We start from the raw sequence: 25,732 nt of genomic DNA on the forward strand, positions 1-25,732 counted from the left end.
CCATATCCAATGAAAAAGTCAACTATTCCCCCCGACCTCTCCAGCCTCAAATCCTGGCTGGGCTTTGTCTTGCGAGGCCGCCTGGGTTGGCTCACGTTGTCTAGCTTTTTCATCAACCTGGGCGTGTTTGTGCCTTCGTTGTTTGGCATGCTGGTTTACGACAAGGTGGTGCACAACGGTGTGTTCGAGACGCTTTGGGCTTTGGCCATTGGCGTGGTCTTGTACTTGGCCATTGAGCTGTGTTTGCGTACCTTGCGTGTGCGCGACATCGAGCGCGTGGCGATGGCGGTGGACCAGTTGATTGACCAGCGCCTGTTTGCCGCTTTGCTGCAGCCTTCGGCCCGCAGCGGGGCGCAGCCGGGCATGGCGGCGCGGTTTCTCACGCTTTACCGCGATCTGGCCTCGGCGCGAGACTTCTTCTCGTCGCAATACCTGCTGGCCATGGCCGATGTGCCTTTTTTGGTGGTCATTCTGGCGGCCATTGGTTTGATCGCCTGGCCGTTGTTGTTGGTGGTGCTGGTTTGGGTTGGCTTGTATGCGCTGGTGGGCCAGTGGCTCAAAGACCGCACTCAGCTGCACACCCGTACCGCCAACGCGCAACAGGCCACCAAGCTGGCGTTGTTGACCGACACCTTGTCATCTCTGGACACTCTGCGCACCAGCCATGCGGGCAGTCGCATGCAGCGTCGGTTTGCATCCTCCGCACAGCAATATTCAGAATCGTCCAGCAGCTTGCGCCTGTCGCTGGTCTTGCAAAGCCACTGGCAAATGGTCGTGAGTCTGCTGAGCTACGTCAGCTTGCTGGTGGTGGGCTCGTACCTGATCTTTGGTCAGCACATCACCGTGGGGGCATTGATCGCCGTGTCCATGCTCAGCGGGCGCACGTTGGCCACTGTGGGTCAGGTTTTGCTGGCCCTGGGCCGCTGGACTGAGCTGCGTCAGTCCATTACCCAGCTCGCGCCTTATTTGCATGCTGAGCCAGGGCAGGGCGATGCACTGGCCTTGGCCGCCCACGCGACCACCCCCTCGACCACTCACTCAGGCAGCTCAAGCGTTGCCATGCAAACCGGCGACGTCATCGACAGTCTGCGTCGGCCCGTCGGCACCGTGCGCGGCCACATCGCCACGCACCAGTTGGTGCACCGCTATGCCAACGGCCAAACCGCCTTGCGTGAACTCAACCTGACCATCCAGCCCGGTGAGCGTGTGGGCCTGTTGGGGCGTCCTGGCTCGGGTAAATCCACTTTGCTGCGCATCCTGGCGGGGGCCATTCAGCCCATGCAGGGTGAAGTGCGGGTCGACCACGCCACGCTGCACAGCATTGCCGCGCAAGACCGCGTGACCTGGCTGGCTTTCAAGTCGCAAGAGGCCGCGCTCATGGCGGGCACGCTCGAATCGAACATCCTGCTCAATCTGCCCGAAGATGCCACCCCCCAGCAACGCATGGATGCTTTGGCCCATGCCGTGTACGTGTCGGCGCTGGACATCGATCTGGCGTCAGGGGCTCTGCGACTGGATTTGCCGGTGGAAGAATACGGTGCCAACCTCTCTGGGGGGCAGCGCCAAAAAGTGGCTTTGGCCCGCGCATTGGCCACACGGCCGCGCCTGCTGCTGCTGGACGAACCCACCACGGGGCTGGACACCGAAACCGAAAAAACCATTGTCGAGCGCCTGGCTGCCCTGACCGATGTGACCCTGATCGTGGTCACCCACAGCGCCGCTGTGCTGGCCATCACCCAGCGCCTGGTTGTGCTGGAGCAAGGTAAATTGCTGGCCGATGGCCCCACGGCCAACTTGCTTGTGGCCTGATTAAAATCAGTGATTGTTTTTGAATACTGTTTATGCACATCGCTCTGCTTGAAGACGAAACCACACTGGCCCATGAAGTTGAGGCGCTGCTGACAGAGGCCGGGCATACGGTGTCCCATTTTGTAGACGGGCATCTCATCATGCGCGGCTTGCTCAAGGACACGTTTGACCTGTTTGTGCTCGACTGGCATGTGCCAGGCCCTAACGGGCTTGAGGTGCTGAAACATTTGCGCGAAGTGCTCAAGCTCACAACGCCCGTTGTGTTTTTGACCAGCAACAACGCAGAAGACCAAATCGTCCAGGCACTGGATGCCGGTGCAGATGACTATTGTGCAAAACCGATTCGCACCTTCGAGTTCATGGCCCGATTGGCCGCACTGCAGCGCCGCATGGCACCGCCAGCGCCCTTGAGTCAAGGGGGCGAGCTGATGCCCGGTTATGTCTTTGATCACGTTGAGCGTATTGTCAAAGTGGATGGGGAGCCCGTTGTCCTGACCGAGAAAGAATACGAACTCAGTCGCTTGATGTTTGAAAACCCGGACCGCCCGATTGCACGCAACCGGATCATGAAAGAGATCTGGGGCCGTGAAGAAGATGCACTCTCACGCACACTGGATGTGCACATCTCCTGGATCCGCCGCAAATTGAACATTGGCGCCAATGCCGGCAAAGTGCGGTTGGTCGTTGTGCACGGGTTTGGTTATCGGCTCATGAAAATGGCGCAACCCGAAAGTGATGTCTTATGACCCATTTGAAACAGGCCCATCCGTTGGCCGCATGGCGTGCAGTGGCGTTGGCCATCGCGCTGTCTTGGGGCGGCATCTCCCAGGTGTCTGCACAGGCGGCTCCTGATGCAGACTACCTAGTTTATCAAATGCAATCCGGCGACACGCTGTTGGGCTTGGTCGGGCGCCATTTGCAGGGGCCTGATGCTCTGAAGCTGTTGATTCAAGCCAACCGCTTGGCCAACGTCAACCGGATTTCGGTGGGGCAAAAGATCAACATTCCACGCAATTTGCTCAAGCACACCCCGTCAACCGCCACCGTCACGCGGCTCAATTGCAAAACCGTGGTTCAGATTGATGGCAGTGGTTCTGCGCCGATCAAAACAGGCACTGTTTTGACCGAGGGCGCTGTTTTGCGCATCCCGGCAGGTTGCCAGTTTGCCCTCACGCTCGAAGACGAGTCCACCTTGCGCCTGATGTCGGGCGCGGTCATTCAGCTCAAAACCCTGCGCCGCAACGCGTTTGAATCTTCGCCCGAGGTCAAGGTCGAGCTGCTGGACGGGCGCATGGAAATCGATGTGCCCCGCAAACGGCTCAGCAACGACGCACCGTTTCAAGTGCTCACGCCCACCTCGGTGGCGGGCGTGCGGGGCACCGAGTTCCGGGTGGGTTTTGATGCCAAGCAGCGCACCAGCCAGGTCGAAGTCAAAGTAGGCGCTGTCGGTGCACGTGGCGGCCAGGAAAAGTCAGAAAAGCGGGCTGAAACCGGGCACGGCGTGGCCGTCATGGGCAACGGCCAGTCGCTGGATGTGGAAAAACTCTTGTCGCCCCCGCGCTACGCCAGCGTAGAAGCCCAAGCGGGCGGCAAAGACTGGCTGCTCAAGTTTGAAGCCGTACCGCAAGCCGAGCGCTTCATGCTGGTGACAGCCGACGACGCCAACTTCAGCGCCCTGGTGTCAGAAGCCCGCCCCACCCAGGCCCAAGTGCTGGCGGCCGACCTGGGCACCAAGCCCGTGTTTTACCAATGGGCTTCGGTCTCGGCCACGGGCCTTATGGGGCAATCCACCGATTACGCCGTCTGCAAGGGCTACAAACGACAAGAGCATTGGCGTTGCAATGTGCCCTTCAACATGACTGGGCTCATCAACCCGCACCTGTTGTTTCAAAAAGTGGAGCCGCAGGGCCAGGTGTTTGAATTGCTCAATGGCCCGGTTCAGGCTGCGGACAACAACCTGCTGGTTTTTCGAGGATTGCCGTCGGGTGTGTACCGATGGCGCATTCAACACGAAGTCTCTGCCACCATGAAAGCCGGCATCAACGGCCAATTTGAGCTGGTGGCCATCCCCGGCACCGATTGATGAAATCCACCCTGGCGGCTTTGGCTCAATTCTGGCCTTTGTTGCGCCAGAAATTGCACACCCGAGACGAACAGCGCTTTTACCTCGAATGGGTGGTGGTGGCCGTGTTGGCGCTCGCGACCTTGGGGTTTTTTACCGTCATGCAGTGGGGCACCGCCCCCGGGCACGTCATTTATGACCAGTTTCACCGCTGGCGTGCCCCATTGCCCTCCAACGACATCGTCATCATCGGCATCGACGATGCCAGCCTGGACGAACTGGGCGGCTGGCCACTCAAGCGCAAGGTCTATGCCGATTTGCTCCAGAAAATGGCCGACACGGGCAACGCGCCCAAAGCCATTGGTTTTGATATCTTGTTTCCAGACCCCAGCCCTGCCGATGCCGATCTGGCCCACCAAATGCGCAGGCACAACGCCTATTTGGCGGTCGAGCAGCCCCGTCTCAATGCGGTGGCACCTTTTGTTGTTCACAAGCCCCAGGCCGCCTTGATCGACGCAGCCCAAGGCCTGGCGCACATCAACGTCACCTTTGAAAGCGACGGGTTCTCGCGTGGTGCCTACTTGCAAGAGGGCCAGTTGCCGCATTTGGCCCTGGCCGTGTCGGGCCAACCCGCACAAAACTACCAGTCACACGGGGGCTACAGGCGGTTTAACCTGGTGGACCCGGAGATCGGGTTTCCGATTGTCTCGTTGGCCGATGCCTTGTCAGAGGGCTTCCCCATGGCGGTCCTCAAAGACAAATATGTCCTGATCGGCTCCATCGCCCCCAGCCTGGGCGACCACTTTCCCACCATTTATTCGGGTCGCCAAGGCTCGGGCACGCCCGGCGTCATGTTGCACGCCAACTTGCTCAACGACATCTTGCGCGGCAACCTGATTAGCCCGGTGTCTTTGTGGGTGCAACTGGCGCTCAGCTCGTGGGCCTTGATGTCGGTCTTGATCGCGCTGATGGTGCTCAGCCCGTTGGCCGAATTTGTGGTCACCCTCGTCTCTGCCTTGTCGGCTTTGGCCGTCAGCTTTGTGCTGTTGTTGGCGGCCGACGTCTGGTTTGACCCTGGCCTGTGCATCCTGGCCATTGCCTTGGTCAAACCCGCCTGGGCGTGGCGTCGTACCGAAATGATTGTGCGCTTCATGGGTGACCGTGCCGCCAAGCTCGAAAAAGTCCAACGCCAGCGCAAAAATCTGGTCAAAGGCGGGCTCAAGCTGCGCCACTTTGCCAGCGACACGGTGTTGCAATACTCGCGCCTGCTCGACCGGGCCATTGGCGTGGCCAGTGAGCGGGTGGAGTTTTTGAACCGCATCGTGGGCGAAATCCCCACCGCCATGCTTGTGGCCGATGCCGAGCAGCGCATTGTGCTGGTCAGCCCCCGCATGCACGAGGACATTCCCGCTGGCTTGCTGCAAATCGGCCAGCCCCTGTTGCCGCTCATGTTTTATTTGGGCATGCACAAGACCCAAAACCTCGAGCAATTGACGGGCAAAGACCACTACGTCAGCGGCATCGACACCAACGGCACCATCCGTTATTACATCTTCAGAGTGGCGCAATTGCCGCAAACCGAAGACAGCGGGCTGTGGATTTTTGCGCTGACCGACATCACGCAAATGCGCCAGTTCCAGGCGCAACGCGAACAAACGCTGCAACTGCTCTCGCACGACATGCGCACCCCCATTGCCTCCATCATCTCGCTCAGTCGCCAAAGCAGCGCTGGCACAGCCCCCAGTCAAGAAACCGCAGCCAACATCTACCGCCACGCCGACACCTTGCTCAACATGATGGATGACTTCATCTTCTCCATCAAAGCCCAAGCGCATGAATACCAACTGGTCGAAACCCTGGTGGACAGCGTGGTCGATGAAGCCATCTACCAAGTCAAAGACCTGGCGCACGGCCGCCAGATGCGCTTGGTGCAAGACTTTGACGACGAACCCCAATTTGTCATGGCGGACCAACGTTTGCTCACCCGCATGTTGGTGAATTTGCTGGTCAATGCGGTCCGCTACGGACAGCGCCAGTCAGAAATCCACATCGGGTTGAGCCATGATGCCAACCCTGCCGCGACCGGGCTAACGCCGCAAAGGCAGACAAACGGTCAAATGGTCCACATCGTCATCACCAACACCGTGGGCGATCCGGCTGATCCGGCCCAACCACGCCACATGGCCTCTCAAGGCTTCGGCTTGGGCCTGTCGTTTGTCAAAACCGTGGTGCGCAAGCACCAAGGCCACATTCACTTTGACTTGCCTACCGAGCCGGGTGCAATAGCACAAGTTCGACTGCAAATACCGATTTCAAAGCCATACTGATCAAATTGTGAATACTTTGTATTGACAATTAAATATATTTATATTAGTATTTATGGTTTATTAAGACCCAGGTTAGGCGGTAATTCTGACAATCACCCCCATGAAAAGACCTCATTAGGTCTTTTGTTTGAATACTTGGGGTCTCAGATGAACGCACGCAGTTACAAAACCGTATTTTCCAAACGCCTGGGCACCTTGGTGGCTGTTGGCGAACACGCCACCAGCCAGGGCAAGGCCAACGGTGCAGGCTCTGGCGGCGGTGCAGGCGCATCGGCCACGCTGGGCTACATCGCCGCACTGACTGCCGGGTTTGCATTTGTCAGCCTGGCTTGGGCTGCCCCGGCCAACAACGCACTGCCCACCAGCGGCACCGTGGTGCAGGGCGCGGCCAGTATGGCGCAAAGCGCCAACCAGCTCAACATCACACAGTCCACCCAGCGTGCCGCCATCAACTGGCAAAGCTTTGACATTGGCAGCCAAGCCCGTGTGCAGGTATACCAACCCAACGCCCAGTCGGTCTTGCTCAACCGCGTGGTGGGCAACACCCCCAGCCAAATCTTTGGCCACATGCAAGCCAATGGCCATGTGATTTTGGTCAACCCCAACGGCGTGATGTTTGGCAAAGACGGCAGCGTCAATGCAGGCGGCTTCACCGCATCCACCCTCAACATCTCTGACGCCAACTTCATGGCCGGCAACATGGTGTACGAGCGCAACGGCAGCACAGCCGGCATCGTCAACCAAGGCAACATCACCGCAGCGCCCGGCGGCTACGTGGCCCTGCTGGGCGCCACTGTCAGCAACGAAGGCAGCATCACGACCAAAGGCGGCAGCGTGGTGATGGGCGCAGGCGAAACCATCAAAGTGCCCGTGAGCGGCACAGGCCGCATCAAACTGGAACTGACCCCCGCCGCCATCAACGCCAGCGTGAGCAACAGCGGCAGCATCGTCACCGAAGGCGGCCAGGTCTACATGCAAGCCTTGGCCCTGAACCGGGCGGCGGCGCAAATCCTGCAAAGCGGCAGCATCGACACCACAGGCGAAAAGGGGGGGGATGTGCATGTGCTGGCCGATGGGGGCAGCATCAAGGTGGACGGTAGCATCACCGCCAACAGCACGGTGGCAGGCAACAAAGGCGGCGACATCGTCATTGGGCGCGATGAAGTGACAGGCGTGTTGGCCAAGAGTACGGATGTGAGCGGGGCCCTGCTGGAAAGCAAGAGCGGATTTGTGGAGACGTCGGGCCATGACCTGAAGATCGATGGCGCACAAGTCAAGGCTGCGAACTGGTTGCTCGACCCTGACAACATCGAGATCACCAATGGCACAGCGACTGCAGGTTATTCGACCATTTCAGCTTCAACGCTTTCTGGTGCGTTGACCAGTGGCACTACTGTCACTGTCAATACGACGGCGGGTGCAGGTGTGACGGCTGTCACTGGAGCCAGTGCAAGTGGCAGTACAGGCAACATCAAAGTGACTGACGCCATCACCAAATCAACAGCAGGCAATGCAACCCTGAATCTGATCGCAGATGATTCGATCGAACTAGGCAACAACATCACCTCAACCGCAGGTCAACTGAACATCAACCTGACCGCCGGTAAAACCATCAGTGGCTCAGGCAACTTGTCTGCCAACGGCGGCAACATCACCCTCACAAGTGGCGACACCACTAACTTTGGCATCTTGTCTGGCGCTATCACTGCGGCGCAGGTGACCAAAGCGGGCGCAGGACTGATTCGTCAGATGGGCACCTTGAGAACACCTACGATGAAAGTCACAGAAGGAACATGGGAGATTGGCAATGGCACAACCAACGGATCTGTTGCGCTTGCTTCGGGCAGCTCCGCTGTTGGCTTTGAAACGGCAACGGGCGCCACTCTGTCTTACAACGTAGCGACGGGAACTACCTTTGACAGCGTATCCAGCATTTACAGGGGCGGGGGCACCTTGCAGAAAGAAGGGGCAGGAACATTGCAATGGGGGGTGGGCAGCGGCACGTTTGAAATGTCTAGTGGCAGTCTGATTGATGTAAAAAACGGAACCTTCGTCGGTGGTAATAACAAAGGGGAAGTGTGGACAAACAACATGTCCAGCTTGAACGTTGCTGCGAATGCCAGCTTTGTAGGGGCTGAGAGCGATGTTCGCGTTAATGTTCTGACAGGTAATGGTTCTGTTTCTACGGGGTGGAACAGTCTTGGCAGTTTTACCATGGGTGTGGGCAACACAACTACTGGTACAGCTACTTTCGCAGGCACGCTCAGTTCAACAGGCGGCAGTGGACTGGTTAAAACTGGAAGCTACACACAAAGCTTAACTAACAACAGCATCTTCACGGGTAACACCACTGTCAACGGCGGTACTTTGCAAATCGGTGGTGGCGGCAACGCAGGCACGCTGGGCACAGGTAATGTGACCTTGGCCAATGGTGCCAACCTCAGCTACCTGCGAAACGTGACCACCACCATTAGCAATGCGATTTCTGGTGAGGGTAATGTCACCGCCCACATCACCGGTGGTGATTTGACGGTCAGCAAAACCATTAACTTGTCTGGTGGTGGCAACATTTATTTGAAAACCACAAATGGCAAGATGACCACATCGGCTGCCATGGCAGGCACCAACATCATTTTGGACAACACAGCTGGCACTATTGATGCCACCACTGGTGCCATTATTCAAGGCTCAGGTTCTAGTACCGGCACTGAAGGTATTTCATTGGGTGGGGCGCTCACGGCCACATCGAATGTGAACATATTGGGGGTCAATAAAACCTCAGGCACAGGAAGTACGTCCAATGGCGTCGGTGTCGACTTGAAATCCTCAGCCGCCATCACAGCACAAAATATTTCAATCACGGGCGCATCCGACAATTCATTCGGAATTCAGCAGTCCACTGGGGCGTTGAATGCCACAGGTGCCATCACACTCAATGGCACCAGTAAAAATTGGGTCGGTGTTGTCACCGGTGGAGCTGTCAATGCAGGCGGTGCGCTCAGCATCACGGGCAAAAAAACCACGAACAGCGGCTCTCAGGGCGTCAACATCGCCAGCGCTGTCAAGGGTGCTAGTGTCAATATCACTGGTGAATCTGTGAATCACTGGGGTGTGGGCATTGGCGGTGCAGCCACTGTGACCGCGACTAGTGGTGCTGTCAATATTACCGGGACATCGGGTACCAGTGATGCTGTCAGTGTTGGACAGAATACCTCCCGTACTGGCGCAAAAATTAGCGCCGTGGGAGACATTAATCTGATTGGAACAGCAGGTAAATCATCTGCAGGTCAATCAGGAATAACTGGAGTTCGGATATGGGATGGTGGAATTATTAGCAGTTCAAACGGAAGTTTGAATATTGCAGGAACGGTTGATACGTTGAATGGACAAAGCGGCAATGGCGTCGAATTTAACCGTCCAATGCTGGCCGCACAATTAACTGCTAAGAAAGACATCAGCATTATTGGAACTGTGACCGGCTATGGCGGTGGTTCTGGTGTGAATACAGTTGCACAAAATCAGTCAGGTCAAGCCCCCATGATGGACGCGGGCGGCAAATTCACCTTGCGAGGTAACAACCGAGCAGCCAGCGGAACGGGAAATGCATCGGCCGCAATCTCGGGCACATTAGGGTTGCAAGTGACGGCAATTGGCGACATTGTGATTCAGGCTGAAACACAAAATGCGGCGGTTAATGCGATTAGCTTCTCCTCAAGTGCATTTGCGCAATCCGGTAACGCATCCTTCAAATCGACCGGTGGCAACGTGCTGATTCAGGCCAACCAAGGCGCCATCAACTTCAGCAATGGATTGGCTACTTCGGGTGTAACGACAGCGCCCTACACCTCTTCGACCGACATCAGCGGCAAAAACATCACCATTGACAACACGGGTGCTGGAATGGCGATCGGTGCAGGCACAACCTGGACCGGCTCAGGCGGCACACAAGGCGCATCGATTGCCAACGGTGGCAGCATCTCTTCAACTGGCGTCATCGGCAAAGGCTCTGGTACATCCACGTATGCATCAGGCGGGGCCATCACTTTCAATTCAAGTGCAGGCCTTGCCATCGCTGCATCCGAAAACGTCAATATTGCTGCCGTCAACAATGGCGCCACGCAAAGTGGTCTTTACACAAGTGGCGCGACAACCATCAGCGGCAAGAATGTCACGATTGACGGCACTTCACTCAATTCAAATGGCGTGATTACCTATGGCACCATCACGGCAAATAGTTTGGATAGTAATAACGGAAACGTAACTATTGTCGGCACCAGCACAGGTGCACCCATTTCACCTTTACCCCAGACAGCTTCAGCGCTGAGCTTGCAAGGTGTGATTACTGCGTACAACAACGTATCCATAGTCGGGAACAACACCAACGCCTCCAATGGAGCAGCAGTTGCTTCACTCAACAAAGCAGTCACCGCTACCAACGGAAAAATCGACATCACCACATCGACACTTGGTACAACTGCCAACGCCTTGCAGCTCTTATCTACTGCCGTATTGAGTGCCAAAACTGAGGTGAACCTCAAGACTGATACGCTGAGTATTGATACAGCAGGGGCGTTCATTTCGGCGACAATGAGTGGATCAGCCACACCCACCGGCACTATCTCCATCAAAACAGATTCGCCTGCCGCCAAGATCGACATCGGTGCTGGTGACGCAGGTTCTGCAACCCCAGGCTCACGTACCCTCGGCTTAACAAATGCCGAACTCAACCGCATCACCGCAGGCAACCTGGTCATTGGTGACGCCAGCAATACAGGCGGCATCACCGTGTCTGCCGCCACCACCACCAACGCCACCACCGGCAACGTCACCCTGCAAACAGGCGGAAACATCGCGGTCAATGCGGCGTTGACTGTGGGTGATGCGGCGGCAACGAAAAACCTGACGCTCAATGGTGCAGGTGCAGCTAGCGCAATCTCTCAAAATGCAGTAGGTGTTATCAAAGCCGCAGGGCTGGAACTGTTGGGTGCTAATGCGACGCACACGCTGGCCAACACAGGCAACGACATCAAGAAACTTGCAGGCAACACCAAGACGGTCAGCCTGACCAACAACGCAGCCTTTGCCATTGACACCGTGAACACGGTGGGCCTGACCACCTCGGGCAACACCACCTTGAGTTCGACTGGCGTGGTCACGCAAACCCAAGCCATCAGCGCGACAGGTCTGGAATTGCTGGGCACAGGCGGCAATTACACCCTGAACAACGCCAACAACACGGTTCAGAAACTCGCTGGCAACACCGGCACTGTGTCGCTCACCAACAAAGGTGATCTGGAGATTGGCACTGTAAATACCAACGGCCTGACAGCTGCGGGCAATGTGTCGATCACGACTACAGCGGGCAGTACGCTAGGCAATCTGACCCTGAAGCAAAACGTCACCGGTGCCAATGTGAACCTGAACGCCGCAGGATCCGTGCTGCGTGACGGCAACGCCATAGCAGCCGCCACATCGCTGCTGCGCATCAAAGCCGGTGGCAGCATCGGTACATCCGCAAGCCGCATCAAAACCGAAGTCGCCACCTTTTCGATGGAATCCGCTGGTGACCAATATGTCACCGAAACCAACGCCGTCACCGTAGCGGCCAAATCCACCAAAGGCAGCGTCAACATCGACGCCACCACAGGTGCCTTGACCGTGGGCAGTTCCACACTGATCGACGGTACAACCGTCATCAGCGGCATCAGCGCCGCCACAGGTGTTGTACTCACCGCTCAAGCTGACGACTTGAACATCAACCAAGGCATCAGCAATGCCACTGCGGGCGATGTGGTGTTGGGTGCGGGTGTGTCAAAGCGCGCGGGTGACGGGGCCGGTGGCGATGTGCAAACAACCGCCGGGATGGCTGTAAATAATGTCAATGGCAATACTTACGTCTACACAGGCAGTGCCTCTGGCGCAGGCTTGCTGAGTAATCTGGACAACGGGTTCTCTGATTTGCGTTTGTCGGGTGATACAGGGACTACAACTTCACTCGCTCAAAATGCAGACTCTTATGTGAAGTACACCCCCGGTCAAACCATTACAGACGGAGCCAAGGCGCAGGTCATGTTCCGGGAAAAAATCACCTTAGACACGAGCTCTATCACCGGTGCCGCACTGGATAAAACTTACGCTGATGCAAACACCACCAGTTCTATAGCTGACAAAGCCGCTTTGTTTGCTCAAATGCAGGCCAAGCTAAAGCAAGTTAATTTTGGCGAAATCATCACGCGTGCATCTGGCGGCACCAATGGCAAAAATACTTTCAAAATCTCCAAAGCAGCACTGATCAGCGATTTGACCGGTGCGCTTAGCAGTCCTGTGTACAGTAGATCTGATCATTTGACTGCTGCAACACACAATTACGGAGCACTGACCAGCGGCAAGTACGACGCATCGCTTGACGCTAATAAGGCGCAAGTGGTTGTTGCTAAGTTGGCTCTGACGGGCTCCATTAGCCAAGGCAATAGCACTTATGGCGATTCTTTGGTTGCCGGTACAGCCAGTTTCACCAACAAGGTCGGTAGTGATGTGGTCAACCCCGCCAGTGTGAACATTGCCACAGCAGGTAACACCAGCGGGAGCGGTAACCTCAATGCGGGCACATATGTAGGCATTCAGTCCGTGAAAGATGTGACCGGCGCTGACGCCGCTAACTACTCCTTCACCAACGTCAAAGGCGACTACAAGGTCGATCAACGTCAGTTGACCATCGCCCCCGGCTCCGTCGCCACCAAAACAGCCGACGGCACCACCGCCGCCGCGGTGACCCCTGGCGCGTTGAGCAATTTGGTGGGCAATGAAACCTTGGGTGTGGCGGCCACCGGCACGTTCAGTGACGCCAATGCTGGCAACAACAAGGCGGTCAATGCCTTCTACACCTTGCAAAACGGTGCCAACGGCGGTTTAGCCAGCAATTACATCTTGGCCTTGGGCAAGCCTGGCAATCCCGATACGCGTATGACTGGCACTATCTTGGCCGCCGTCAACCCCGTGACCCCCATTGCGCCAGTGAACAATAATACGGGCTCTGTCAGCCGCGTGAGGACAGTCTCTGGTTTTGGCGGTGTAGGCGCTGCGACCGGTGTGCTGGACGACAAGGCCGTGACCGAGAGCCGCGAAGTGTGTTCTGACGTGTTCCCAGAAAATTGCGAATGTCAGCCCAGCGTGATCCCGAGCATCGAGATCTGCTTTGCGCCCAAGAGCGTGGCTGCCACCAAGGAAGAAAAATGAAGAAGTTTGTGATCCGTGACATCAGCTTGGCGACCTTGTTGGCCCTGGGGGCGTTGCCGGTGTGGGCGCAGCAAAGCCAGGCCCCGGGCGTGAACCCCGGCACGTTGCTGCGCAACATCGAGAGCCTGCAAGTGCCCGCCAAGCCAGCCGACAAGCCCACCGCAGCCGAGCTGGACGACGATGCCGACCTCAAGCCCTTGGCCAAGCTGGCCCGGGTGGAGGTGCGCGGTTTTGACACTTTGGCCCCAGCCTTCAAGCTCTATTGGCAAGACGCCATCGGCAAGCCTGTGTCTGCCGAGGACTTGGCCAAGTTCAAGATCTGGGCCAACGACGAGGCCAAAGAGGGCGGCCTGTACGCCTTTGCCCAAACCGAGGCCGAGCCCGCAGAAAACGCCGCCGACGGCGAGGTGCTGGTGGTAACTTTGGTGGCCCCCAAGATCAAGTCGGTGCGCATTTATGTGCCCGATGAAGACCTGGCCAAGCGTTACGAGGCCCTGATCACCACCCGTTTTGCGGCCGACTTTGCCCCCGGCAGCTTTGTGGACCCGAACGGTCTGGACCAGCGCCTGGAAGCGGCCAGCTTCGATTTGCCCGTGAGCCTGGAAGTGGCCATCCGCTCGGCAGGCCCGAGCCTGGTGGACCTGGTGGTCAACGTGTCGGCTTTGCCTGCCACCCCCGGCCAAGTGAGCAATGGCGTGGTGCAGCTCAACAACTATGGCCTCAAAGCCTATGGCCGCCCGCAGATGATGGGCTCGGTCTCGGTGGGCGGCTTCACGCCCAACGCGCTGTTGAACCTGACCACGCAGTTGTCTGAAGGCGTGCGCTACGGTCGCGCCGAATACGAGGCGCCAGTCGAGGCCTTTGCCGGACGCCTGAAGGCCTATGGCAGCCGCTCAGACAGCCACACCATTTTGGGCGGCAGCACGGCCACCAAGTCGGTGTCGCAAGAGGTGGGCCTGGGTCTGACGCAGATGTGGGGCAGCCACAAGAGTTATGTCTTCAAGACCGTGACCGAGCTGGGCGGACGTCAAACCATTGGCCGCTTGGCCTTGGACAACTCCGAGACAAGCCGAGTCGAAGACAGCCAGCTGCGCTTGACCTGGTCGATGGACAACGAGCGTGTGGCCCGCGAGCCTTCTAAATTGGCGGTGACGCTGACCGCTGGTGAATACACGCGTTTGGGTGGATCGGAGGCGGCCAACGTGGAAACCGGGGGCTACGGCAAGATCAACGTGTCGGCCCGCGTGCAGCGCAACCTGAACCGCGAAGGCAACTGGCAGTGGGTGGGCCGCTTGCAGGCCCAAGCCGCCAGCCGCACGCTCGATGGTTACAACCGCATGTCTTTGGGCGGTGTGTATGGCGTGCGCGCCTATACCGGCGCAGACGGCGTGGGCGACCAGGGTGTCAGCGGCTCCCTGGAGTTGAACCGCCACTTTCCGGGCAGGCAGATGGTCGGCGTGTTTTATGACGCGGGCGTGATTCGGCCCAACAAAGTGCATGTGGAAGGTGCTTTCAACACCAGCTACAGCCTGCAGGCCTTGGGCGCACAGTGGTCGGGCAATGTGGGCCGCTGGTACTACAACCTGACTCTGGCCAAGGGCATTGGCGGCTACAAATTGGCAGAAGCACCCGAACAAGTCACCGAATCCCCCCGCAACCCTTGGCGCTTGTCGGCAGCCTTGTCTTACTTGTTCTGACAGCGCTTGCCTCCATCCCAACAGCCCGGCCAGTCCGGGCTTTTTTGTTTTTGTCTCACCCGTTTCGTATTTGTTACACCCTTTTCTTATTGGTTACACCCGTTTCCTAATTGTCATGCCCGCGAATGCGGGTATCACGTCAACCCCACTCTTTTGGGATTTGATGAATTTAACAAATAAATTAAATTAACAGAATTTAAGGATTTATTTTAAAGTCAAATTGACAGTAAAGTTTGCAGTATTGTAGGTTTTTCAGTAAAATCAACATTTACGCTTTGAGTTGACAAATTTGTCTTTATCTCAAGGCGTTCAGGCTGGCCATGAACTGGATCGGCGCTTGTTGATGACGGATTTCCAATGAACGCAAACTGCTTTAAAACTGTTTTCTCAGAACGCTTGGGCTGCCTGGTCGCGGTGGGTGAGCACGCCTGCAGCCAGGGCAAGTCGTCGGGCGAATCGGCTTTTGGTGGTTCGGCTTCGTATGCATCTGTTTGGGCTTCGGCGGGTGTTTTCATTGGGGCCTTGGTGTTGTCGCAGGTGTTTGTGGGCTTGGCTTGGGCGCAGCCTGCTGCCAATGCGCTGCCCACAGGCGGCACCGTGGTGCATGGCGCGGCCAGCTTGGCCCAAAGCGCTAACCAGCTCAACATCACCCAGGCCACCCAGCGTGCCGCCATCAACTGGCAAAGCTTTGACATTGGCGCCAGTGCCAAAGTGAACGTGGTGCAACCCAATGCGCAAGCGGTGCTGCTCAACCGCGTGGTGGGCCAAAGCCCGAGCCAAATCTTTGGCCAGCTGCAGGCCAATGGCCATGTGATTTTGGTCAACCCCAACGGTGTGCTCTTTGGCAAAGACGGCAGCGTGAATGCGGGCAGTTTCACGGCATCGACCTTGGGCATCACCGACGCCAACTTCATGGCGGGCAATATGGTGTACGAGCGCAACGGCAGCACGGCCGGGGTGGTCAACCAGGGCACGATCGAAGTCTCGCCCGGCGGTTATGTGGCCTTGTTGGGTGCGAGCGTGAGCAATGAGGGCAAGATCATCGTGCCTAAAGGCGGTGTGGTTTTGGGTGCGGCAGAAACGATCAAAGTGCCCGTCAGCGGCAGTGGCCGCATCAAGCTGGAGCTGACGGCAGGCGACATCAATGCCAGCGTGAAAAACAGCGGCACCATCGTGTCGGAGGGCGGGCAGGTGTACATGCAGGCGCTGGCCCTGAACCGGGCGGCGGCGCATGTGATTCAGAGTGGCAGCATCGACACGACCGGCGAGCAGGGCGGGGCGGTGCACCTGCTGGCCGATGGCGGAACCATCAAGGTGGACGGCAGTATCACGGCCAACAGCACGGGCACCGATGACAAGGGGCAAGCACGCAAGGGCGGGGACATCTTCATTGGTCGCGATGAAGAGACAGGCGTGTTGGCTGCAGCCACCAATGTGAGTGGGGCCAAGCTGGAAAGCAGCAAAGGCTTTGTCGAGACGTCCGGCGATTGGCTGGCCACTTATGGCACGCGTGTGGTGGCCAAAGACTGGTTGCTGGACCCGACCAACATCACGATTGCGGCAAGCGGTGCCAGTGGAACGGCTTATGCAAGCAACTACACCGCAGGCGCAGATTCGGTGATTTTGGCCTCTGACATCTCGGGCAGTTTGACGGCAGGCACCTCGGTCACGATTGCGACCAGCGCATCGGGCGCGAGTGCCGGCCATATTGCTGTCAATGAAAGCATCGCCAAAACAGGTGGTGGTGATGCCACCTTGACGCTGCAAGCGCATGGCAACATCACTGTGGCGGCCAGTAAAACCATCACATCCAATACCGGAAAACTCAACGTGGTTTTCAACAGTGATTCGGATGGCATCAGTGGCGGGGGCATTGTCTTCAACAGTGGCTCAGGCATCACCAGCAATGGCGGCAACATTACTTTGGGCGGCGGCACTGCCCCCAACGGCACTGGTTTTGCCACCGCAGATGGGACGAGCACGCTGCGGGGCATTCACCTTGAATCGGCCACCATCAGCGCAGGTGGCGGCAATATTGCGATGAACGGACAGACGGCTGTCACGAACTACCAAGCGAGTCTTTCAAACGTGGCTGGTATTTACATGGCCGGTAGCGCTGTCTCCACGACGGGCTCTGGCACGATTCAGATCACGGGTAAAAATCAAAATACCGATACGCAGTCACAGGGTTTAGTGCTCGCGAGTGGAACGATCACGGGCGGTTCTACGGGGGCTGTCAGCATGACCGGTGATTCTCGTGGCGTGACCAGCTCAACCTTCTCATTTATCAGGGGCGCATTGATTGGCGGTACCGTTGCCACCACAGGTGGCAATGTCAGTGTGACTGGCTTTGGCGGTGTCGGTGCGCAATACGATTTCGGGTTGGATATCAGTGGCAGTGTGACCGCCATAGGCTCAGGCACGGTCAGCCTCAGCGGAACAGCGGGTGCGGGTGGTTCCGGAGGTAACGTGGGCGTGAACACCAGCGGTGCAGGCACGATCTCAACCGTGGATGGGGCTATCGACGTCACCGGAACAGGTGCCAGTGGCAATGGTGTGCTTCGCAATCATGGTGTGCTGATTGGGGGCACAAATGCCATCAGATCCACGGGTACAGGCAGCATCACAGTGACTGGTGCAGCAACCAACAGTGACAATGGTTTCAGTCGGGGCGTGTCGATTGAGGCTGGCGGTTTGCGGTCCAACAGCGGGAATATCAAAGTAGATAGTACGGTTCCGCAAAACTACCAAGTGGCGGCTTACATCAACGCGCCCATCACCTCAACATCCGGCAATGTGTACATCCGATCTTCGGGTGCCAATATTCAAAATACAGCGGCTGGCACTGTCTCGGGCAACAATGTCTCGATAGATAACACGGGCGGCACAATCGATGCCAATGGCGTGATCACCAAGGGTACGGGTGGCGCGAGTACCTGGGCAGGTGTGATCGAACAAAATGGTGTTGGCATCAATGGCTCGGTTACAGCTGCCAACAACCTGAATATTTATGGCAACCAAACAGGCTCAGCGAAAGGTGTGAACATTGCGGGTGCGACGACCACCGTCTCCGGCAAAAATGTCACGCTTTATGGCAACAACAGCAGCACAGGCAATGGCGTGCTGCTCTCTGGTGCCACCCTTTCAGGCCACTACATCAATGCCACAGGTGCGACCAATACAGGAACACAAGGGTTTGTTTGGCAAGGCGGCAACATCAACACCACAGGCACATCGGGCACAAGCACTGCGAGCGTGGTCAAGGGCATCAGCGCTGCATCTGGCAATACCAATGGTTTTGGCGCATTCATGATGATCGCGAACAGCGCGACCAACGCAGCCAGTGGTACATCACTCACCTTTGCAGGTGAAGCCACAAATTTGGCGGCAGGTGTCAACACCAATGAGCGCGGCATTTTGGTACAGGGTGGTTTTGCTCTTGCTGCCAGCGGTGACATCACCTTGGATGGCTCCAGCAAAAGCTCTGAGGGCATTGCATTTGGTGGCACCATCAACATGGCCACTGTGGCCGGTGTGACCAACAAGCTCACCATCAAAGGCACAGCAGCTGCATCTAGCAATAACGGATGGAATGCCATTAACTTTTCTGGCGCGATCAATGGCAATGCATCGACCAGTTCGATCAACTTCATGGGAGATGCTAAGAATCTGAGTGGTGCCAACAGGGATAACGCAGTCAACATCTCCGGTGCCATTACGGGCAACGCAGCCAATGTCAACATTCAATCGACAGGGGCCACCATTGTCACCAGCGCAGCCATCACAGGTGCCAACATCTCGATTGACAACACCAATGGCACCATCAATTCTGGAACGGGCGCTATCACGGCCGGCGCTGGAACTGCGGGCTCAGCCACTGGCATTTCAATTGCCGGGAACATCACGGCCACCGGTAACTTAAATCTGTCTGGTGTCTCGACTGGCGGTACAGGTTTCAACCTTGCTGCAGCCAGAACTATTTCTGGTGCCAACATTCAAGCCACAGGAAAAACCACCAATGGCGCCTACGGTGTTGTATTCAACGGCACCAATAGCGTCACAACCACAGGCACCAGCGGTGACAGCCAAATCAAGGGTATCACCACTGCTGGCGGTACCAATGCGCTGCTTGCTTGGGGTGGTCTGAACCTGACATCGGCCACCGGCACGACCTTGACCCTTTGGGGCGACGGCACAAGCACAGGAGACCGAGCCACTCGATTTGATGGCGGAGTCACAACTAATGGTGCAGTCACCCTAAAAGGAACGTCCACGAACGCCACATCGTTGATGTTCATCAATGGCGCTGTCACAGCCAATGAAAACAGTGCTCTCACCTTGTCTGGTGTCACCAGCGCCTCTAATCAATCAGCTGTGTATTTCGTTAACAATGGTGGCGTTGCTCTGAGAAATGGTGCAACGGTCAACATCACAGGACAAAACACCACCACATCTGGTGCAGGCACCGGCGTGTTAATTCAAGGCGGCGGCATATACAATGCCGCAGGCGCCACCTCTGCAGGCGCTGTCACCATTACAGGATCTGTTTCGTCTGGCACGGCTGGATCAACAGGGGTGTCTGTTCAAGCCGGTGTTTCAACAGACGGCAACACTGATATTCAAGGCAATGTGGCATCTGCCGCCAGCACTGGCGTTTCCATTACAAGTTCTGGTGGCGTTGCCAGCAGCGGAACTAATGCCACCATCAACATTGGTTCGAACTACGGCATCACGCACGCAGGCTACATGAATGTGTCAGGCGCTACAGGCACAGGTTCAAACATCAATTTAACTTCCACCAACAACAACATTTCTGGCGCTGGCACCATTGGCGACAGCACCAACAAAAACGCCAGCGTCACATTTACGCAAGCTATTAGCAGCACCTATTCAGGCGCGATCAACGCCGCCAACTTCACCAAAGCCGGCGTCGGCGCTTTGACGCTTGACTCGTGGTTGCAGACGCCCTCCGTAGCCACCAACGTCTCCAACGCATACACAGTGAAAGACGGCAGCAGCCTCACACTGTCTCCCGGCGCCACACTAGCCACACTGGCACCCGTGAGCGTCAATGTAGAAAACACATCAAGCTTCACACTCACGGGTAACAGCAGCAGTCGATGGAATAACACTGCCTTCAACTTCACTGGCGGCAGTGGTGGTGGCACCATGAATCTGGGGGGCAACCCCATTGGCGCCAACAGCACTACAAATACCTTCACTACCAGCGGCGGTGCAACCAATACGGTTACTGGTGGTTTGAACGCTAACGGTGCCAACGTCAACTTCAATTTAACTGCTGCCACCAGCGGCACTGGTCTGCTAGAGGGGGGTTTTGCCGCCCTCGCATTCACTCAAAATACGCAAGGCGGTTATGGCCTTGGCAGCTCTGGCGCTGGAGGCAATGCCGGTACGGTCAACATGTCAGGCGGCGGCAATTTACTGTTCAAAGACAGCGCCAGGGCCACCACCTTCAATATCAACGCAGGCAATGTGCAAGTGGGCGATGGCAGCGCAGCCACTGCATCTGCCACTGCCATTCTCGATGCCACCAACGTGAGCATTGCTGCGGGTTCTAAATTGACTTTTAACCGCTCGGAAGCGTATAGCAACGCTTCCGTCATCACGGGCGCAGGCAGCCTGGTTCAGGCGGGTGCTGGAACCTTGACCTTGACGGGCAACAGCAACGCTTTTGCGGGCGATACCACCGTCAATGCAGGCAAAACCTTGGCCATTGGCACCGGTGGCTCATTGGGCGCAGCGGGCAGCACCTTGTCTCTGGCGGACAGCGCATCCAGCTTGTTGTTCACCGAAGCCTCTGGCACATCCATCGTAGGCAGCACCATCAGTGGCGCAGGCTTTCTTTCACACTCTGGTGCAGGCACCGGCGTACTCACTGCCAACAACAACTACAGCGGTGCCACCACTGTCAGCGGCGGCACTTTGCAAATTGGCAATGCCACCACCACCGGCACCTTGGGTACGGCCAACGCCGTGACGTTGTCTAACAACGCCACCTTGGCATTCAACCGTATAGCCACCACCACCATTGATAAAACCATCAGTGGCAACGGCAATGTGACGGCCAACATCACGGGCGACTTGGCGCTCACTAGCAACATTGCGCTCACAGGTTCCAACACCATTAACCTCACAGCTTCGGGCTCGATCACCGAAACCTCTGGCAGCTTGGCTGCTACCAACCTTTACATGACCGCTACCACTGGCGACATCGGCAGTGTGGGTCAGCGCATTCAAAGTAGCGTTAACAACATGGCACTCACCGCAGCGGGCGATGCCTTTGTAACCGAAGCGAATGGGGTTTCCATCGCTGCCAACGTGGGCAAACTTGACTTATCCACCACCAACGGCACTTTGAATGTGAGCAACGTCAATAGCGTCAGTGGCATCACAGCCAGTACTGGCAATGTCACCCTCTCGGGCACCACTGACACAGGCAATGGCATTTACATTGGCAGCAGCATCACGGCCAGCAACGGTACCGTCACGCTGGACGGCACCACTTCAAGCGCCACATCAGCTAATGCCATCAGTCCTGATGCGGGTGTGAAATCAATCGCCACAGTAACAGCCAAAAACATCAACATGTCCGCCTCTGCCACCGCGGCCAATGGGGGTTTGTTAGGCTACTACGGCGGCGGTAACTGGGCCAACTTTGTAGCCACCGAACAGCTCAACCTTACCGGTACAGCAGCTGGCACGGGCAATGGTTTTTACAGCTACATCGGCACGTTCAGCTCTGGCACGGGTATGTCTATCGCGGGCTCATCGACTGCAGGCCAAGGCGTAGGTTTGGTCAATGGCATCACCATGACCAATAGCAGCACAGGCGACATCAGCATCACAGGCACCGCCACGGATGGCACCAAGCAAGGCATTGGCCTGCGTGGCATTGCCGTCACCAACGGGGGTGGCAATACGGTGCTCACTGCGGTCAACGGTGTCATCGCCACAGACGCAGGTAACCCAGCTTGGAATACGGGTGTTCATACCAACACCATCACCAGCAACGGTACTGGCTATGTGCATGTCATTGCTGGCAACGGCAGCGCGGCTAACACCGCATCCATTGATGGCACGGTGTTCAACATCACCCAAAACGGCAATGCGGGTGTCCTGGTCAGCACTTCGGGGACTGGCAACGTCACGGCGCCAAAAATTACCAACGTGGGAACGGGCGACATTGTTGTCGCAGCTGGCACCTCGATCGCAGCGGGTACGGGAACAGGCGGTCAAATTTTGACAGTGGCCAACAATGCACTGACTCAAACCCACGTCTCGACCCCAGGAAAAACCTATGTTTACTCCGGCTCTGCTGACGCTACTGGCGTTCTCAGTTACTTAAGCGCTGACTTTGCAGCTTTGTACTACCAAGGCACAAGCCAAGCCTTGAACACTGGTTTTAACCAAGCGTTTGATGCCAACCACGCGAACGACATGTCGGTTCCCTCAGGTGGTAGTGCAAGCAGCACCCAAGTCTTTTTTCGCAGCACAACCAAGCCCGGCTTTAGCATGACGCTGGCCAACTCAAGCAAAGCCTTCGGCGATACAGACCCGAACTTGACCACCACAAGCGGAGCGATCCTGACCAACGCTTATGCGGGTGTCGGGGGTAACAATACTTTTGCTGTGGCATCAGCCGATGTCATTGGCGGTCTGACTGGCAGCCGCGATCCGGGGGTGAATGTTGGAACCTACGCCTACAACTTAAGTGCCAGTGGCTTCAATACCACGCTGACATCGCAACCGAACTTGGTGATCGGTAAACGCGACATTACTTTGGCAAGCATCGTGTCGTCCGTTAAAACCTACGACGGGACCGATGCGGCAACGATTGACAGCGGAACTTTTGGCAATATCTACAACAACGAGACCTTGCTGATCAACGGTGCAGGCATCTTCAGCGACAAGAACGCTGGCACCGGCAAAACCGTCACGGTTTCAGATGTTACGGCCTTAACCAAGTCCGATGGCACCGGCGCCTGGAGCAACTACAACCTCACGACAACGGGGTCAATGAGTACGACCGGCTCAATCACGCCAGCCTCTTTGGTTGTGCAGGTCAATAATTCCTCTGCCTTTGTGACGATGAATGCGAGTCAAGCGGTTGACAACGGTTTGAGTTACAGCGGGTTTGTCAATGGCGAGACGGCTGCCAGCGCATTAACCGGGACGGGAACGCGAACTTATTTGTTGGGTACCACAACACCGGTTGCTGGAACTCACATCAATGCATTCGGTTTGAGCGCAACACCCACGGCGTTACATGGCAACTACATTGTGACAGTTCAAAACGGCAATTTGACGGTGGTGCCAGCCGACAAATTGCTGATCAGCATTGCAAGTAAAACCGAGACCTATGGCGTATTAACGGCGGCCAATGCGGGCGCCAGTGCCAGCACGGTCACGGCACAGTATTGCTTGACCTCGAACTGTGCCAGCAGCTTGGTCGATCTCACGGTGGACCGATTACCCGATGGACGCTGGCGGGCCACGGACGCGACAAATACGGCAGTCACTTTTTCAACTTTGATTGACAGCACTGGTCACTTATCGACAGGTGGTTATGTCAATGTTGGTAACTACTATTACGACGCAAGTGTCACAACGCCCCCGGCTGCACTCAACTTCAATGGCCGCATGGTCAATGGTGGGGTGTTGACTGTGCAGGCCAAAAGTTTGACGCTTGACGGCTCGGGCGTGAGCAAGACCTATGACGGCACCACGGCTTTGGCTGGGCGTAATGTCGGCTTGACCAATGCCATGGCCGGGGATGACATTTTTGCGACATCGATGGGTGGCAGTTTTGGCAACAAAAATGCCGGAACCCAGAGTTTCACCCTGACTGGCTTGTCGCTGAGTGGCGCTGATCGGGCCAACTATTCAGTAGCCAATTCATTGTCGGGTACCACGGGCCAGATTGTCAGCAAGGTGGTGACCTTGCAAGCGGGCAGTGTTGCAAAGGTATACGACGGCACCACCAGCTACGTCACCAACCAGGCAGACCTGGACGCGCTGAGCTCGCAGTTGGTATCTGGCGACCTTGTTACCGCGGCGCAGTTGGCTTTTTTGGACAAAAACGTGTCGCGTGCGCTCAATGGCAATGTGCTGTCTGACAAAGCCTTGGCCTTGAATTCGGTGACCGTGAACGATGGCAACAGCGGTGGAAATTACAGCTTGTCCTTGCAAGGCAACTCGACCAGTACCATGACCCCAAAAAGCTTGCAACCTTCGGGCGCGGTGGCCGACAAAGTTTACGACGGCACTCAGCAGGCAGCGCTTGGCGACTTAAGTGGGGCCGGTGTGGCGTCGGGAGATGTGGTGGCGTTTCAGGCTGGCAGCGCCTTGTTCAGCGACAAAAATGTGGCACGAGATGGCAGCGGCAATGTGGTCGATAAGGCTGTGACTGTGAGTGGTTTGTCGATGACAGGTTTGGACGCGGGCAATTACAGCTTAGCCTCAAACAACTTCACGGGCAGCGCGCGCATCACGCCGCGTTTGCTCAGCACGACCGGGACGCGCGTGGCCGACAAGACCCAAGATGGCACAACACAAGCCACAGTGAGTTTGGGAAACTTGGTGGGCTTGGTCGGGGTGGAGACGCTCCAGGCGGTGGCTGCTGCAAGTTTCGATACGGCTGCCACTGGGAGCAACAAAGCTGTCAATGTGAGCTATACCTTGTTGAATGGCACAAACGGTGGGCTGGCAGGCAATTACGCGCTGCCCAATGAGGTGCTGAGAGCCAACATTTTGGCGAGCAGCACCCTCAAGCCTGTTCTTATCAATCCCGTTCAGTCGGCGCAGGTTCCTGCATCAAATAAGCCGGGTAGCAAAGTGGGTGTGGGAGCGGCAGCTGCTTCGGTTGCCACGCTGGATACGCTAAAGCCGGCTGTAGTTTTGGAGAGCCAAGAAAAGTGCTCAACCCTGAGTCTTGATGATTGTGATTGCACAGAGTCGAAGCTGGAGGGGGTTGATATTTGCCTGGTGCCTGCGGGTGTTGCCAAGCGGCAACTGCCTGGCTTGGCCCCCGTGTTGTCTGACGCAGTGCAACGCTGAAGCCATTAAAGCGCGCGCTAAATGCGCCTGGGACGGAAGTGTTTGGCATATTGGTTTGTATGCCAACTGCCTTATTTGAATAAATTGAGGCATAAAATACACTTTTTGCGTATGACCACAGCATGAACCGTTTGGTGCTTCTCGTTTTGAGTTTGGCTTGTTCTTTGGCTTGGGCTCAAACACGCGATTTGTTGCTTGATTTTTCTGTCGTAGCACCACCGAGTTTGGACAAACACAAGCTGGTGCAGCCCAACGTGCAGTGGCTGACCAAGACCGATGCGCCTGATTACTGCGCGCAAATTAAAGACCATGATGGTTTTGCCATTTGGCAGGAAGGCTGTGCATACTGGACACGGACACCCGCCACTTGCACCATCGTGACTACGGGGCGCACGACCCATTCTCAAGTGGGCCGCTTGTTCCTCTTGTGCCTGAATGCAGGGGAAGACCCTGCATGAAAAGTTGCCGATATGCTTGGTTTTTGGTTATTGGTGGGCTGCTTGGATATGCCTTCGCAGGGATAT

General features: G+C 56.6%; 8 protein-coding genes. All 8 read left to right on the plus strand.

The genetic code is table 11. The features are described 5' to 3' along the window. The first annotated feature begins 9 nt into the window (after positions 1-9). A complete protein-coding gene (locus ACZ5VE_RS06185) occupies positions 10-1,809 on the plus strand; it encodes a peptidase domain-containing ABC transporter (RefSeq protein ID WP_464457145.1) in 1,800 nt (599 codons plus the stop codon). Positions 1,810-1,841: 32 nt separating this feature from the next. After that, a complete protein-coding gene (locus ACZ5VE_RS06190; protein ID WP_464457146.1) occupies positions 1,842-2,555 on the plus strand; it encodes a response regulator transcription factor in 714 nt (237 codons plus the stop codon). Next, positions 2,552-3,892 carry a FecR family protein gene (locus ACZ5VE_RS06195; protein ID WP_464457147.1) on the plus strand — a complete coding sequence of 447 codons (1,341 nt, stop codon included), beginning with the start codon at positions 2,552-2,554 and terminating at the stop codon, positions 3,890-3,892. Before ACZ5VE_RS06190 ends, ACZ5VE_RS06195 begins: the two co-directional genes overlap by 4 nt. Next, positions 3,892-6,198, plus strand: a complete 2,307-nt coding sequence (locus ACZ5VE_RS06200; protein WP_464457148.1) for a CHASE2 domain-containing protein — start codon at positions 3,892-3,894, stop codon at positions 6,196-6,198. The genes ACZ5VE_RS06195 and ACZ5VE_RS06200 overlap by 1 nt, the downstream gene beginning before the upstream one ends. A gap of 147 nt (positions 6,199-6,345) precedes the next feature. Further along, the gene (locus ACZ5VE_RS06205; protein ID WP_464457149.1) at positions 6,346-13,434 is read left to right on the plus strand and encodes a two-partner secretion domain-containing protein; all 7,089 of its coding nucleotides are present in this window, start codon (positions 6,346-6,348) and stop codon (positions 13,432-13,434) included. Continuing rightward, positions 13,431-15,131 carry a ShlB/FhaC/HecB family hemolysin secretion/activation protein gene (locus ACZ5VE_RS06210; RefSeq protein ID WP_464457150.1) on the plus strand — a complete coding sequence of 567 codons (1,701 nt, stop codon included), beginning with the start codon at positions 13,431-13,433 and terminating at the stop codon, positions 15,129-15,131. Before ACZ5VE_RS06205 ends, ACZ5VE_RS06210 begins: the two co-directional genes overlap by 4 nt. A gap of 357 nt (positions 15,132-15,488) precedes the next feature. After that, positions 15,489-25,208 (plus strand): YDG domain-containing protein, encoded by a 9,720-nt coding sequence (locus ACZ5VE_RS06215; RefSeq protein WP_464457151.1) that lies wholly within the window; start codon positions 15,489-15,491, stop codon positions 25,206-25,208. A 122-nt stretch (positions 25,209-25,330) separates the two neighbouring features. Further along, positions 25,331-25,666, plus strand: a complete 336-nt coding sequence (locus tag ACZ5VE_RS06220; protein ID WP_464457152.1) for a hypothetical protein — start codon at positions 25,331-25,333, stop codon at positions 25,664-25,666. Positions 25,667-25,732: the final 66 nt, after the last annotated feature.

The sequence above is a fragment of the Limnohabitans sp. INBF003 genome (assembly GCF_055396645.1).

Coding starts and splice junctions, on each gene's coding strand:
- ACZ5VE_RS06185 (WP_464457145.1), top strand. CDS start 10: ATGAAAAAGTCAACTATTCCCCCCGACCTCTCCAGCCTCAAATCCTGG.
- ACZ5VE_RS06190 (WP_464457146.1), top strand. CDS start 1,842: ATGCACATCGCTCTGCTTGAAGACGAAACCACACTGGCCCATGAAGTT.
- ACZ5VE_RS06195 (WP_464457147.1), top strand. CDS start 2,552: ATGACCCATTTGAAACAGGCCCATCCGTTGGCCGCATGGCGTGCAGTG.
- ACZ5VE_RS06200 (WP_464457148.1), top strand. CDS start 3,892: ATGAAATCCACCCTGGCGGCTTTGGCTCAATTCTGGCCTTTGTTGCGC.
- ACZ5VE_RS06205 (WP_464457149.1), top strand. CDS start 6,346: ATGAACGCACGCAGTTACAAAACCGTATTTTCCAAACGCCTGGGCACC.
- ACZ5VE_RS06210 (WP_464457150.1), top strand. CDS start 13,431: ATGAAGAAGTTTGTGATCCGTGACATCAGCTTGGCGACCTTGTTGGCC.
- ACZ5VE_RS06215 (WP_464457151.1), top strand. CDS start 15,489: ATGAACGCAAACTGCTTTAAAACTGTTTTCTCAGAACGCTTGGGCTGC.
- ACZ5VE_RS06220 (WP_464457152.1), top strand. CDS start 25,331: ATGAACCGTTTGGTGCTTCTCGTTTTGAGTTTGGCTTGTTCTTTGGCT.